The sequence below is a fragment of the Streptomyces sp. NRRL F-5122 genome, assembly GCF_001507435.1.
Classification (GTDB): Bacteria; Actinomycetota; Actinomycetes; order Streptomycetales; family Streptomycetaceae; genus Streptomyces; species Streptomyces lannensis.
Genome location: NZ_LMWH01000205.1, coordinates 22,134 through 34,941, shown reverse-complemented (window position 1 = coordinate 34,941; position 12,808 = coordinate 22,134). Strand labels below are relative to the sequence as shown.

General features: G+C 69.3%; 14 protein-coding genes. 11 read left to right on the top strand and 3 right to left on the bottom strand.

Annotated elements, in window-relative coordinates; translation table 11 throughout:
• Window positions 1-12: 12 nt before the first annotated feature.
• The 5 genes from ADL25_RS19980 (at window position 13) to ADL25_RS19960 (ending at window position 3,692) form a co-directional block, all read left to right on the top strand.
• Complete coding sequence (locus tag ADL25_RS19980; protein WP_059129127.1) at window positions 13-603, top strand: hypothetical protein; 591 nt, start codon at window positions 13-15, stop codon at window positions 601-603.
• A 6-nt stretch (window positions 604-609) separates the two neighbouring features.
• Complete coding sequence (locus ADL25_RS19975; RefSeq protein ID WP_059129126.1) at window positions 610-1,227, top strand: OmpA family protein; 618 nt, start codon at window positions 610-612, stop codon at window positions 1,225-1,227.
• 98 nt (window positions 1,228-1,325) lie between these two features.
• Window positions 1,326-1,901, top strand: coding sequence for a dihydrofolate reductase family protein (locus ADL25_RS19970; protein ID WP_059129192.1), 576 nt, complete (start codon window positions 1,326-1,328; stop codon window positions 1,899-1,901).
• A 40-nt stretch (window positions 1,902-1,941) separates the two neighbouring features.
• Window positions 1,942-2,814 (top strand): LLM class flavin-dependent oxidoreductase, encoded by an 873-nt coding sequence (locus ADL25_RS19965; RefSeq protein WP_059129125.1) that lies wholly within the window; start codon window positions 1,942-1,944, stop codon window positions 2,812-2,814.
• A gap of 107 nt (window positions 2,815-2,921) precedes the next feature.
• A complete protein-coding gene (locus tag ADL25_RS19960) occupies window positions 2,922-3,692 on the top strand; it encodes a class I SAM-dependent methyltransferase (RefSeq protein WP_059129124.1) in 771 nt (256 codons plus the stop codon).
• A 212-nt stretch (window positions 3,693-3,904) separates the two neighbouring features.
• On the opposite strand, the gene ADL25_RS19955 is transcribed toward ADL25_RS19960, so the two are convergent.
• On the bottom strand, window positions 3,905-4,240 hold the full coding sequence (locus tag ADL25_RS19955; protein WP_059129123.1) for a DUF192 domain-containing protein: 336 nt from the start codon (window positions 4,238-4,240) through the stop codon (window positions 3,905-3,907).
• 592 nt (window positions 4,241-4,832) lie between these two features.
• On the opposite strand from ADL25_RS19955, the gene ADL25_RS19950 reads away from it, so the two are divergent.
• The 4 genes from ADL25_RS19950 to ADL25_RS19935 all read left to right on the top strand — a co-directional run bounded on the left by ADL25_RS19950 (window position 4,833) and on the right by ADL25_RS19935 (window position 9,882).
• The gene (locus tag ADL25_RS19950; protein ID WP_059129191.1) at window positions 4,833-5,606 is read left to right on the top strand and encodes an isoprenyl transferase; all 774 of its coding nucleotides are present in this window, start codon (window positions 4,833-4,835) and stop codon (window positions 5,604-5,606) included.
• A gap of 349 nt (window positions 5,607-5,955) precedes the next feature.
• On the top strand, window positions 5,956-7,281 hold the full coding sequence (locus tag ADL25_RS19945) for a PhoH family protein (protein WP_059129122.1): 1,326 nt from the start codon (window positions 5,956-5,958) through the stop codon (window positions 7,279-7,281).
• A gap of 401 nt (window positions 7,282-7,682) precedes the next feature.
• Window positions 7,683-8,387, top strand: coding sequence for a lytic transglycosylase domain-containing protein (locus ADL25_RS19940; protein WP_079050477.1), 705 nt, complete (start codon window positions 7,683-7,685; stop codon window positions 8,385-8,387).
• Window positions 8,388-8,559: 172 nt separating this feature from the next.
• On the top strand, window positions 8,560-9,882 hold the full coding sequence (locus ADL25_RS19935) for an AI-2E family transporter (protein WP_079050476.1): 1,323 nt from the start codon (window positions 8,560-8,562) through the stop codon (window positions 9,880-9,882).
• A 122-nt stretch (window positions 9,883-10,004) separates the two neighbouring features.
• On the opposite strand, the gene ADL25_RS19930 is transcribed toward ADL25_RS19935, so the two are convergent.
• Entirely contained in the window at window positions 10,005-10,538 is a 534-nt protein-coding gene (locus ADL25_RS19930) for an alkyl hydroperoxide reductase (RefSeq protein WP_059129120.1), read from the bottom strand.
• Between the two features lie 3 nt (window positions 10,539-10,541).
• Window positions 10,542-11,096 carry a peroxiredoxin gene (locus ADL25_RS19925; RefSeq protein ID WP_059129119.1) on the bottom strand — a complete coding sequence of 185 codons (555 nt, stop codon included), beginning with the start codon at window positions 11,094-11,096 and terminating at the stop codon, window positions 10,542-10,544.
• Window positions 11,097-11,254: 158 nt separating this feature from the next.
• Here ADL25_RS19925 and ADL25_RS19920 point away from each other — a divergent pair, with 158 nt between their 5' ends.
• Window positions 11,255-12,241, top strand: coding sequence for a LysR substrate-binding domain-containing protein (locus ADL25_RS19920; RefSeq protein WP_059129118.1), 987 nt, complete (start codon window positions 11,255-11,257; stop codon window positions 12,239-12,241).
• A gap of 123 nt (window positions 12,242-12,364) precedes the next feature.
• Window positions 12,365-12,793: a hypothetical protein gene (locus ADL25_RS19915; RefSeq protein ID WP_059129117.1), complete on the top strand. Its 429-nt coding sequence runs from the start codon at window positions 12,365-12,367 to the stop codon at window positions 12,791-12,793.
• The last annotated feature ends 15 nt before the right edge of the window (window positions 12,794-12,808 follow it).

Sequence of the window (12,808 nt, the reverse complement as noted above, 5' to 3'; positions counted from 1 at the left end):
GAAGCCGTACCGATGGACTTTCGGCACACCATGAAGGGCCGCAGGGCGCTGAGCGCGGTCGCGATCACGACCGGGCTGCTCCTCACGGTGGCCGGTTGCGGCGGTGGGGACGGGGGAACGTCCGACAAGGGAGCTCCGTCTTCCTCGGCTCCGGCGAAGAGCAGCGGCGGCGGCAAGCAGGCATCGCAGCAACCCGACTCCGGTACGGTGCTGTCGGAGGTCAAGGGGGAGAACGGCCTCACCCTCACGGTGACATCGGCCAAACGCGACGGCGGGGGATTCGTGACGGTCGAGGGATCGGTCACGAACAACACGGACAGTATCTGGGTCGCGGCCAACTGGCGCGGTGACGAGCGCGAGCTGTCCAAGAACGGCGCGTCCATCGCCGGTGCCAGCCTGATCGACCAGAAGGGCAAGAAGAAGTACCTGATCCTGCGCGACACCTCGGGCCGGTGTCTGTGCACCCAGTTCACGGGCGGCGTGCAACAGGGCGCCACCGCCCAATGGTTCGCCCAGTTCCCCGCCCCACCGGAAGGGACCACCGACGTCGACTTCCAGGTCGGCTCTATGCCCCCTGCCCCGATCCAGATCTCCCAGGGGTGACCCACCATGGCCCCCACCCCCCGCGTCACCCTCGTCGCGGCCCTCGCCCTTCTCACCCTGACCGCCATGCCCCAGGCGCTCGCCGACGACGGACCGAGCGCGCCGCCCGGGAGTGTTGCCACCTCGCCGCCGCCGTCCGTCGATCCCACCAGCCCCGGGCTCAAACTCGCCGACGGTGCCACGCTCGCGCCCGCCAAGGTGCTCGACATCAAGTCCGTCGTGGAGGACCTCGGCGGCGAGGAGCGTCGTGAGGACACCAACGAGAGCGTCACCTTCGCGCTCCAGGCGGAGGTGCTGTTCCCCAAGGACAGCGCCAAGCTGAACCCGCAGGCCCGCTCCCGTATCGACGCCATCGCGGAGGAGATCAGGAAGCAGAACGCGAGCAGCGTCCGCGTCTTCGGCTTCACCGACAACCTCGGCAGCTACGCCCACGGCCTGGTCCTCTCCAAGAAGCGCGCGGAGGCGGTGCACGACCGGCTGGCCTCGACCCTCGGCGGGAACGTCACCTTCGAGGTGCGCGGCTACAGCGAGGACTATCCGATCGCCGACAACTCCACGGAGGAGGGCCGGCGCAAGAACCGCCGCGTGGAGGTGTCGTTCCCCAGAGGAGACTCGTCTTCGTAGGAGTGCGCGCATTCGACGGAGCCGCCTCCGCTCCCGTGCGGCACGGCTGCGCGATGCTCGTGCAGTCCAGTCGGTCGGTGCCGGAACCGGGAGCTGCCATGAGAAAGATCGTCCTGATGATGTCCATGTCCCTGGACGGCTACATCGAGGGCCCCGACCGCGAGATCGACTGGCACCTCGTGGACGACGAACTGCACCAGCACTTCAACGACGTGCTCAAGGAGATGGGCGCCTTCCTCAACGGACGTGTGACCTACGAGCTGATGGCCGGCTTCTGGCCCACCGCCGACGCCGATCCCCATCGCTCGGGGCCCATGATCGAGTACGCCCGGATCTGGCGGAACATGCCCAAGGTGGTGTTCTCCCGCACCCTGGAGCACGCCGACTGGCACACCACCGTCGTCCGGGACGTCGTCGTCGACGACATCCTCGCCCTCAAGGCACAGGACGGCGGGGACCTGGCACTCGGCGGAGCGGCCCTCGCGGCCGAGTTCCTGCGGCTCGACCTCGTGGACGAGTTCCGGGTGTACGTCCACCCGATCCTCGTCGGCCGGGGACAGCGGCTCTTCCCCGACAGCGACGCCCTGACCGCCCTCCGACTGATCGATTCCCGGCGGTTCGGCAACGGTGTCGTGCTGCTGCACTACGAGCGCCCGGGCGCGGCCGACCGGTAAAGGTGTTGTCCAGGCCCGGTCCGCTCGGTAGGAAGACCGCATGACTGGACTCGGTGCTGTGTTCCGGCCCCAACTGCCTCCCGAGCGACTGCGTGCGATGGCACGGCTCGCGGACGACTCGGGCCTGGAGGAACTGTGGCTGTGGGAGGACTGTTTCCTGGAGGGAGGGGTCTCCGCCGCGTCCGCCGCGCTCGCCTGGACCGAGCGGCTGCGGATCGGCGTCGGACTGCTTCCGGTGCCCTTGCGGAACGTCGCGGTCACCGCGATGGAGGCCGCGACGCTCGATCGGTTGTTCCCGGGGCGGGCGATCCTCGGCGTCGGTCACGGTGTGCAGAGCTGGATGGCCCAGGTCGGGGCCCGCGCCGACTCGCCGCTGACCCTGCTGCGCGAGCATCTCGACGCCCTGCGCGCCCTGTTGCGCGGTGAGCGGGTCACCACGGACGGGCGGTACGTGAGGCTGGACGGCGTCGCGCTGGACTGGCCGCCCGCGCAGGCGGTCCGCATCCTCGCGGGCGCCACCGGACCGCGCACGCTGCGGCTGTCCGGCGAGGCGGCCGACGGGACCATCCTCACCTCGTCCACGACACCCGGAGGGCTACGGAAGGCCCGTCAGCTCATCGACGCGGGACGGGAGTCGGCCGGCCGCACCGATCCCCATCGCATCGTCGTCTATCTGCGCACCGCCACCGGTCCGGACGCCGTCGCACGGTTGAGCGCGGACATGGCGGCGGGCGGGAAGGACCCGAGGGCGGAGCACGGGGTGGCCGGGGACGCGGGCACGGTCGCCAAGGCCGTCCGGAGCCTCGCCGACGCCGGCGCGGACACGGTGGTCCTCGAACCGACCGCGGACGAGCCGGACCCGGAGGCGTTCGTTCGGTTCGCGGCCCACGAGGTACGGCCCCTGCTGCCGTAGCGCCGGGACAGGCCCTGACGGGGCTGGTCGTCCGCCTGTCCGTGCGGGCGAGCGGCCCCGCAGAAAATTCGTTCGCGATCCCTCCCCGGCATTGGGACGATCGCCGCATGACCCTCGGCCGCACCTTCGAAGAGCTCGTCAAGGAAGCCGTCGACGCCTCCGTCGACGGCTGGGACTTCTCCTGGTTCGACGGCCGGGCCACGGAGGAGCGGCCTTCGTGGGGGTACGCGCGTTCGATGGCCGAGCGCCTTGCGCACGTGTCGGCCGCGCTCGACATCCAGACCGGTGGAGGCGAGGTTCTGGCCTCGGCGCCGACGCTCCCGCCGCTCACCGTCGCCACCGAGGGCTGGCCGCCGAACGTCGCGAGGGCCACCGCCCTGCTCCATCCGCGCGGCGCCGTGGTCGTCGCCTCTCCGGAGGAGGCGCCGCTGCCCTTCGGGGACGCCGCCTTCGATCTCGTCACCAGCCGCCACCCGGTGCGCACCTACTGGCGTGAGATCGCCCGTGTCCTGCGCCCCGGCGGCACGTACTTCTCCCAGCAGGTCGGCCCGGCGAGCGCCTTCGAGGTGGTCGAGTACTTCCTGGGACCCCAGCCGGCCGGGGTCCGCTCCGCCCGCGACCCCGGGCGTGCGCGGGCCGACGCCGAAGCGGCCGGCCTGGAGGTGACCGGTCTTCAGCAGGCCCGGCTGCGCATGGAGTTCCACGACATCGGCGCCGTCGTCCACTTCCTGCGCAAGGTGATCTGGATGGTTCCCGACTTCACCGTGGAGCGGTACGAGTCCCGGCTCCGTTCCCTGCACGAGCGGATCGAGTCCGAAGGATCCTTCGTCGCCCACAGCACGCGCTTCCTGATCGAGGCGCGCAAGCCGCGCGGCTGACCGTGCACCGCATCACCATGCTCGAAATGTGAGACCGGCGACCGTGTTCCGAGACGTTGGCTCAAGGTTTCCACATCGTTATCGACGTTGGCTCGATCCGGGTGCCCCTGTCACGTAAGTTCAGACCAAGGTAAATCGCGTGAGCAAAGCTGCGCGGACGGCATCGCGCAGTGGAGGGGGCTGCGCGGCGCCGCGCCCGGCCGGAGGCACCGTCAGGCGTCCCGCACACTCACCCGCACCCCCCGCCGTATCCCCCACCGCTCCATGGCGCCGGCCTCGGCCTCCAGTACGTGGCGCGCGCGAAACCGGGGCAGGCCGAGCCGCCCCGGCCGCATCGTCCGCACCGCGACCACCCGCAATGCCGTGTCCAGGTAGGCGACGTCGATCGCGAAGCGCATGCCCAGCGTGTGCACGGCGCTCGCCGGGCTCAGCAGCAGGGCGCCCTCGATCCCCGTGCGCCCGAGCAGTCCACGCCGCCGGGCGCCCGCCGAGCGGGCGATCTCCAGCGGCACCGGGGCGGGCATCCCCGCCGTGGTGAGCATGGCCATGGCTGCGAAGTTAGCGGCGGCGTCAAGTGGCCGTTCCTGGCGCCCGTCACCCGCCGGGAGTACGTACGGACATCTCTCCGCGCGTCCCGCGAGGCCGCGCAAACCCCTTGGATACCTCAGGATTCAGCCGGATTCCCTTTGAATCTGCTGTGTTTCGGCCATGGGCGCACCCTGAATGAACGCTTCCGGGGTCACCGTGGCGTCGTCGCGCGATTTCGGAGAGTAGTTGTGGCACGCCGATGCACGCAGCATCACTTACGAAGGGTTATGGTGGAAACCCCCCCTCGGGCCGGTCCGTCTCCCCCCCACGGACCGGCCCGTTTCCTTTCCCCGCGGCCGAGCCCCGCGGTCCGACCGGCTCGCCCGCCGAGCCCGCCGCCCGTGCGGGAGCGTCCCCCCGCACCCGACACAAAACCCGGAATCCCGGGTCATGCGGCCCCCGTTCACGGGTACGCAGCCGACACAGACCACTGACACCCCTTGGCGGGGCCCGGGTTTCCCGGGAGTAGGCTTCGCCTCCGGGGACCGACATCTGACGGGGATCGCGCACGCCCGCACCTGTCTGATCCGTACGGAGGGGCTGACAATCACCGTGAACCTGCGCGACAAGCTGCGCGGCCTGCTCGTCAGGCTGTACGCGCGCCGGGTGGAGGGCCACCTGGACCACGCTCAGGTGCCCAAGCACATCGGCGTCATCATGGACGGCAACCGACGCTGGGCGAAGGCCGCGGGTTCGACCACCGCGCAGGGCCACCGGGCCGGGGCCGACAAGATCGAGGAGTTCCTCGGCTGGTGCGCCGAGACGGACGTCGAGGTCGTGACGCTCTGGCTGCTGTCGACGGACAACTTCGACCGGCCGAAGGAGGAGCTGGTCCCGCTCCTCGGCATCATCGAGGACGTGGTCCGCTCCCTTGCCGCCGACGGCCGCTGGCGGGTGCATCACGTGGGGGCCCGCGATCTGCTGCCCGCACAGATGCAGGGCGTCCTCAAGGAGGCCGAGGAGGCCACCGCACACATCGACGGAATACTCGTCAACGTCGCGATCGGCTACGGCGGGCGCCAGGAGATCGCCGACGCCGTCCGCTCGATGCTTCTCGAGGCCCATGACAAGGGTGCGTCGGTGGAGGACCTGGCCGAGTCCGTCGACGTCGATCTGATCGGCAGACACCTCTATACGAGTGACCAGCCCGACCCCGATCTGGTGATTCGCACGAGTGGCGAACAACGGCTGTCCGGTTTCATGCTCTGGCAGACCGCGCATTCGGAGTACTACTTCTGCGAGGTCTTCTGGCCGGCCTTCCGCAAGGTCGACTTCCTGCGCGCCCTGCGTGACTACGCGGCGCGCCACCGTCGCTACGGCGGCTGAGAAGCCACTCGCCGCGGCGCCCGCGCATCCGTCGTTCGGCGGCACGTACTCACTCGCTCGGGTGTAAAAGTTACAAGGAGTTCATCGGGGCGCCGTCATATGCCGTGGCATGGCGGCGCATGTTCGAGGGCATAAGACCAGACAGGTCGACACCCGAACCACGGGTGTCGTATCTCAGCGGACGGCTCGGGGTCGTCCGCCCGGGAGGCCCTTTGCACCAGCGCCACCGTGCGGTCTCGGCACGGAGGAAGCAGTGGAGGGCCGGTTCTCGGCCCGTGCATCGTGGCCGACGACCGGTCCAGCTCCACTCCGTCGCTCCCCGACCTCATCCGAGGGGGTACGTCCTTCCGTGGTGACCAGCACAAAGCGCCACAAGCCAGACCGGCGCACCTATGTTCTCGACACCAGCGTCCTATTGGCCGACCCGAACGCCATGACCCGCTTCGACGAGCACGAGGTCGTGCTCCCGGTGGTCGTGGTCACCGAGCTGGAGGCCAAGCGGCACCATCCCGAACTCGGCTATTTCGCCCGGCAGGCCCTGCGCCTCCTCGACGACTACCGAGTGCGGTACGGCCGACTCGACGCCCCCATCCCGACCGGGGACCTCGGCGGGACCCTCCGTGTCGAGCTCAACCACTCGGACCCCAGCGTGCTGCCCACCGGCTACCGCCTGGGGGACAACGACTCCCGCATCCTCGCGGTCGCCCGCAATCTGCAGGCCGAGGGTTTCGACGTCACCGTCGTGTCGAAGGACCTGCCGCTGCGGATCAAGGCGTCGTCCGTCGGGCTCCAGGCCGAGGAGTACCGCGCGGAACTGGCCATCACGGACTCCACCGGCTGGACCGGAATGTCCGAACTGACGCTGTCCGGTGAACAGGTGGACATCCTCTTCGAAGAGGGACACGTATACGTTCCCGAAGCCGCCGATCTGCCCGTGCACACCGGCCTGACGATCCAGTCGGAGCGGGGCAAGGCCCTGGGCCGCGTCACGGCCGAGGGCAACGTCCGCCTGGTGCGCGGCGACCGGGAGGCGTTCGGCATCAAGGGGCGCAGCGCGGAGCAGCGGATCGCGCTCGACCTGCTGCTCGACCCGGACGTGGGGATCATGTCGATGGGCGGCCGCGCCGGCACCGGCAAGTCGGCACTGGCGCTGTGCGCGGGCCTCGAGGCGGTGCTGGAGCGCAGGCAGCACCAGAAGGTGATGGTCTTCCGGCCGCTGTACGCGGTCGGCGGCCAGGAGCTCGGCTATCTGCCCGGCACCGAGGCCGAGAAGATGAGCCCCTGGGCCCAGGCGGTCTTCGACACGCTGTCGGCGGTCACCTCCCGCGAGGTCATCGAGGAGGTCACCGCGCGCGGGATGCTGGAGGTCCTCCCGCTCACCCACATCCGCGGCCGCTCGCTCCACGACGCCTTTGTCATCGTGGACGAGGCGCAGTCGCTCGAACGGAACGTGCTGCTGACCGTTCTGTCCCGGATCGGCGCCAATTCGCGGGTGGTCCTCACCCATGACGTCGCCCAGCGGGACAACCTGCGGGTGGGCCGGTACGACGGCGTGGTCGCCGTCGTGGAGAAGCTGAAGGGGCATCCGCTCTTCGCCCACGTCACCCTGACGCGGTCCGAGAGGTCCCAGATCGCCGCCCTTGTGACCGAAATGCTCGAAGACGGGCAGATCTGACCCGGGCATTCAACGCGGGGTTGTTACTCGCGGGTTGGCGCCGTCCGACAAAGGCCTAGAGCCTAGCCGGGCGGCGCCTTCGCGTGCGGGAGTTTCCGCGATTCCACTGGGCCAAACGGGATGTGAGCTTTCACACGCAACACAGAATTGCCACTCGGCGTCCGGTTACGGCAGAGTCTCACTCCTGTCAGGCCCCGCATACGACACACCTGTACCCCCAGCGGTACGGCACCTCAAAAGCACCACAGCCAACTTCATAGCGCCGTCGTATGCCGCCCGAGCACCACGCGGCCACCTCCGACAGGGGGTTGCCCACCGGGCCCGTGCCTCCCGTGACCCCGCAGTTGGGAGGCCAGCGTCAGGGGGCACGATTGCGTCCGCCAGGGTCACCCAAGCGGACGATGCTGGAAGGAAACCGTGTGAGCCGGATTTCGGTCCGGGGATTCGCAGTGGCCTCGGCCACGGCGGTCACCGCTGTCGGCGCCGTCACTGGTGTTGCCTCGGGCAGCACCGGGCAGCCCTCGAGCGACGCCGAGGCAACGGCAAGCGACTCGATGCTCCTCGCTGACATACCTACGGGTCAGCAGGCCCAGGTCCAGACCGCGTCGCTGACGCAGCAGGCCGACGCACAGGCCATCGCCGCTGACGCGAGCGCCAAGAAGGACGCCGAGGAGTCGGCCCGCAAGCAGGCGGCCGCTGACGCGATCGCCAAGCAGGAGGCCGCGCAGAAGGCCGAAGAGGCCGCGAAGGCGCGCAAGGAAGAGCAGGCCAAGGCCAGCCGCAGCGCGTCCAGCTTCGCCGTCCAGAGCTCTTACACCGTTGCGCAGATCCAGGCGATGGCGCGTCAGATGGTCGCCTCCGACCAGTTCCAGTGCTTCAGCAACATCGTGGACCACGAGTCCAGCTGGAACTACCGCGCGGTCAACGCGTCCTCCGGCGCCTACGGTCTCTTCCAGGCCCTGCCCGGCTCCAAGATGTCGTCCGTCGGCTCCGACTGGCAGACGAACCCGGCCACGCAGATCAAGTGGGGCCTCAACTACATGAACGGCCGCTACGGCAGCCCGTGCCAGGCCTGGTCGTTCTGGCAGGCCAACAGCTGGTACTGAGCCGCGGTCCCGCTTCCGGGCGGGCGCTCAACCTCACGAAGCCCCTCACCGTCTATGGGTGAGGGGCTTCGGCTGTTTACCCGCGCGGGGCCCCGCCGTGTACGGTCGGAAGGGACGACTCCAGGGGGGAGTGGTGGGGAGCACTCAGGGACGCGGGGGAAGAGGACGGATCATGTCGCAACTGCCAGGGTGGCTCTCACGGCTCGGCGCCGGACTCAGCCAGGTGGGGGAGCGGCTGGACGAACGCCGTGCCGAGGTCGAGAAGGAACTCCACACCGAGTCGGCGACCGCCCCGGTGCCGGACGGAGTTCCGCCGCCTCCGGCGCATCCTCCCGTCGTACCGGCACAGGCGCGTCCGCATCCCGTCGAGGCGGTGCCGTGGGGCGTGCGGGTGGCGGCCGAGGCCGGCTGGCGGGTACTCGTGCTCGCGGGCACGCTCTGGGTGCTGATGCGGGTCATCAGCGCCGTCCAGTTGGTGGTGCTGGCGTTCGTGTGCGCGCTGCTCATCACAGCGCTCCTGCAGCCGACCGTCGCGCGGCTGACCCGTCACGGTGTGCCGCGCGGTCCGGCGACCGCGCTGACCGCCATCCTGGGCTTCGTCATCATGGGCCTCATCGGCTGGTTCGTGACCTGGCAGGTCATGGAGAACATCGACTCGCTCTCCAACCAGATCCAGGACGGCATCGACGAGTTGCGCAAGTGGCTGCTCAACAGCCCCTTCCACGTCACGGACAAACAGATCAACCAGATCGCCAAGAACCTGCGCGAGGCGATCGGCGCGAACGCCGACCAGATAACGTCGACGGGCCTCGAGGGCGTCCAGGTCATCGTCGAGGCACTGACCGGAATCCTTCTGACCGTCTTCTCCACCTTGTTCCTGCTGTACGACGGCCGGCGCATCTGGGAGTGGACGCTGAAGCTGGTGCCCGCGGCGGCGCGGCCGGGAGTGGCCGGTGCCGGCCCCCGCGCCTGGCGCACGCTGACGGCCTACGTCCGCGGGACGGTGATCGTCGCCCTGATCGACGCCACCTTCATCGGCCTCGGCATCTACTTCCTGAACGTGCCCATGGCCGTGCCGCTCGCCGTCTTCATCTTCCTCTTCTCGTTCATCCCCCTGGTGGGGGCCGTGGCGTCCGGCGCGCTGGCGGTGGTGGTGGCGCTGGTGACCCAGGGCGTCTTCACCGCGATCATGACTCTCGTGGTGGTCCTGGCCGTCCAGCAGATCGAGGGTCACATCCTGCAACCGTTCATCCTGGGCCGGGCCGTGAGGGTGCATCCGCTCGCGGTGGTGCTCTCCGTGACGGCCGGCGGCATGGTGGCCGGCATCGGCGGCGCGGTGGTGGCCGTACCGCTGGTGGCGGTGACGAACACGGTGGTGGGCTATCTGCGGTCGTACGCGGCCTCCAGAGCACTGCACCCGGTTCCCCAGCCCGCGTCCGTACCGGAGGCGGAGGCGGAGGCACCGCCGCCGCAGGACAGCCCGACGACCGTGTGAGCGTCGGTCCGGCGGGGGAGGGCGACGCCGTTCGGGCCGAAGCACGAAGCCGGGCGAACAGGCGTGGGGCCCCGCCCACCGTGGAGGTGACCGGGGCCCCGGAAGCCGGACGATCTCATGCACTACTCGGCGAGGATCGCCTCCGCGTCCAGTGTCACACCGACGGCCTGGATCACCGAAGCGATCTTGAAGGCCTCCTGGACGACCTCACGGTCGACACCGGCCTTGCGGAGCACCTGCTCGTGCGAGTCCAGGCACATCCCGCAGCCGTTGATCGCCGACACCGCGAACGACCACAGCTCGAAGTCGACCTTCTCGACCCCGGGGTTGCCGATGACGTTCATCCGCAGGCCCGCGCGGAGCGTGCCGTACTCGTGGTCCGAGAGCAGGTGGCGGGTGCGGTAGAAGACGTTGTTCATCGCCATCACGGCGGCCGCGGACTTCGCCGCGGTGTACGCCTGCGGCGAGAGGTTCGCCTTCGCCTCGGGCGCCAGCTCGCGCAGCACGATCGGCGAGCGGGACGCGATCGCCGTGACCAGCACCGTGCCCCACAGCTGCTGCGTCGGCAGGTCGGAGTTGCCGATGACCGAACCCAGGTTGAGCTTCAGGTCCTTGGCGTAGTCCGGCAGGGCGGACTTCAGGGAGTCGAGGGACATCGCTCACTCACCGGCCAGCAGTTCGACCGCGTCGAGGGTGTTCTCGCCCTTGTTCCAGTTGCAGGGGCACAGCTCGTCGGTCTGCAGGGCGTCCAGGACCCGCAGGACCTCCTTGGGGTTACGGCCGACGGAGCCCGCGGTCACCATGGTGAACTGGATCTCGTTGTTCTGGTCCACGATGAAGACGGCACGCTGCGCAAAGCCGTCCTCGCCCTCGATGCCCAGGGCCCGCATCAGCTCGTGCTTGGAGTCGGCCATCATCGGGAACGGCAGGTCGCGCAGGTCCGGGTGGTCCTTGCGCCAGGCGTGGTGGACGTACTCGGAGTCGCCGGAGAAGCCGAGGATCTGGGCGTCGCGGTCGGCGAACTCGTCGTTCAGCTTGCCGAAGGCCGCGATCTCGGTGGGGCACACGAAGGTGAAGTCCTTGGGCCACGCAAAGACGATCTTCCACTGACCCTCGTAGGTCTTGTGGTTGATCTCCTCGAACTCCTTGCCCTTCTCCAGCGAGACGCAGGCGGTCAGTTCGAACTCGGGGAACTTGTCACCGACAGTGAGCACACGCTCTCCTTGCAGCACAGGAGCACCACGAACACAAGGTGCTTCTCATGGGTTGGACGTCTGCGATCCTGGCACATGGTGCATTGATTCAAGAAATAGCTACACTCTGACCAGTTGATCGATGTCTGCTATCAGTCACTATCGGTAGGGGGTTGGGAATGGGTGGGACCAGGACGAACGGGCGCCGCCAGCCCAGTCTCGCCCAGCTGCGCGCCTTCGCCGCCGTCGCCGAGCACCTCCACTTCCGGGACGCGGCCGCCGCGATCGGCATGAGCCAGCCCGCCCTGTCCGGTGCGGTCTCCGCCCTGGAGGAGGTCCTCGGCGTCACCCTGCTGGAGCGCACCACCCGCAAGGTCCTCCTGTCGCCGGCCGGTGAGCGGCTCGCGGTACGGGCCAAGGCGGTGCTGGCGGAGGTGGGCGCGCTCATGGAGGAGGCCGAGGCCGTCCGGGCGCCGTTCACCGGGGTGCTGCGGCTCGGGGTGATCCCGACCGTCGCGCCGTATCTGCTGCCGGCCGTCCTCAATCTCGTCCACGACCGCTATCCGCACCTCGACCTGCAGGTCCACGAGGAACAGACCGCGAGCCTGCTCGACGGGCTCACCAGCGGCCGTCTGGACCTGCTGCTGCTCGCCGTCCCCCTCGGCGTGCCGGGCGTCGTCGAACTCCCGCTCTACGATGAGGACTTCGTGCTCGTCACCCCGCTCGACCACCGGCTCGGCGGCCGGGAGGGCATCCCCCGGCAGGCCCTGCGTGAGCTGAACCTGCTGCTGCTCGACGAGGGGCACTGCCTGCGCGACCAGGCCCTCGACATCTGCCGGGAGGCCGGCCGCGGCATCAGCGGGGCGGGGCGGGGTCCCGCGGTGGGCACGCCGGTGACCACGACCGCCGCCGGGCTGTCCACCCTCGTCCAACTCGTCGCCGGCGGGCTCGGGGTGACCCTGCTGCCGCGCACCGCCCTCCGGGTGGAGACCTCGCGCAACAGCCGGCTGCGCACCGGCCGCTTCGCCGATCCGGCCCCGTCCCGGCGCGTCGCCTTCGCGATGCGCGCGGGTGCTGCGCGGGGGGCCGAGTACGAGGAGCTGGCCGGCGCGCTCCGCGAGGCGCTGCGGCCGCTGCCCGTACGGGTGTTGGGGCCCGACGACTGAGAATCTCCGGGCAGACCCGCACACATACTCGGTCATTCATGTGTCCGATGGGGCACCGGGAACGGCGAGAGAATTCAACTTCCGTCAGGAGGTACGAATTTCGCTGGAATATGCGCCTCGGCTATGGCGACGAAGCGTATGACTCCAGGTTTCTCCGATCAGGTGATGGGCCTGGTCAAATCCCTCCGTACGGACGCCCCCGACTGCGTCGCCTCAGGCGTGGTCGACATGTCGATGGGGACGCTGCTGTCCTACGAGACGGTGGACAACCATCCGCCGGAGGTTCTCGACCTCCTCGCGGGCGCGACCCTCGACCTGTTCCAGGGCCGTACGGTCGTGATGATCGAGGACGTGTTCAAGGAACGCCGCGGCGTCTCCAGCGAGAACCACTTCTTCCAGGAGATCCTCGTCAACAGCGAGAACCTCACCCATCTGTTCGTGCGGATGAGCGAGCAGCAGGACGTGGTCGCGGTGGTGGTGTGCCGCAAGTCGGTAAACGTCGGCATGCTCTTCGCCCAGGTCCGCAGGGTGGTCAAGGAGTACGCCCTGTGAACGCGTGCGGGCCCC

What these genes read in the sequence shown, in the direction of transcription:
- ADL25_RS19980 (WP_059129127.1), top strand. Translation starts at nt 13, where the DNA reads ATGGACTTTCGGCACACCATGAAGGGCCGCAGGGCGCTGAGCGCGGTC.
- ADL25_RS19975 (WP_059129126.1), top strand. Translation starts at nt 610, where the DNA reads ATGGCCCCCACCCCCCGCGTCACCCTCGTCGCGGCCCTCGCCCTTCTC.
- ADL25_RS19970 (WP_059129192.1), top strand. Translation starts at nt 1,326, where the DNA reads ATGAGAAAGATCGTCCTGATGATGTCCATGTCCCTGGACGGCTACATC.
- ADL25_RS19965 (WP_059129125.1), top strand. Translation starts at nt 1,942, where the DNA reads ATGACTGGACTCGGTGCTGTGTTCCGGCCCCAACTGCCTCCCGAGCGA.
- ADL25_RS19960 (WP_059129124.1), top strand. Translation starts at nt 2,922, where the DNA reads ATGACCCTCGGCCGCACCTTCGAAGAGCTCGTCAAGGAAGCCGTCGAC.
- ADL25_RS19955 (WP_059129123.1), bottom strand. Translation starts at nt 4,240, where the DNA reads ATGGCCATGCTCACCACGGCGGGGATGCCCGCCCCGGTGCCGCTGGAG.
- ADL25_RS19940 (WP_079050477.1), top strand. Translation starts at nt 7,683, where the DNA reads ATGCTGGAAGGAAACCGTGTGAGCCGGATTTCGGTCCGGGGATTCGCA.
- ADL25_RS19935 (WP_079050476.1), top strand. Translation starts at nt 8,560, where the DNA reads ATGTCGCAACTGCCAGGGTGGCTCTCACGGCTCGGCGCCGGACTCAGC.
- ADL25_RS19930 (WP_059129120.1), bottom strand. Translation starts at nt 10,538, where the DNA reads ATGTCCCTCGACTCCCTGAAGTCCGCCCTGCCGGACTACGCCAAGGAC.
- ADL25_RS19920 (WP_059129118.1), top strand. Translation starts at nt 11,255, where the DNA reads ATGGGTGGGACCAGGACGAACGGGCGCCGCCAGCCCAGTCTCGCCCAG.
- ADL25_RS19915 (WP_059129117.1), top strand. Translation starts at nt 12,365, where the DNA reads ATGGCGACGAAGCGTATGACTCCAGGTTTCTCCGATCAGGTGATGGGC.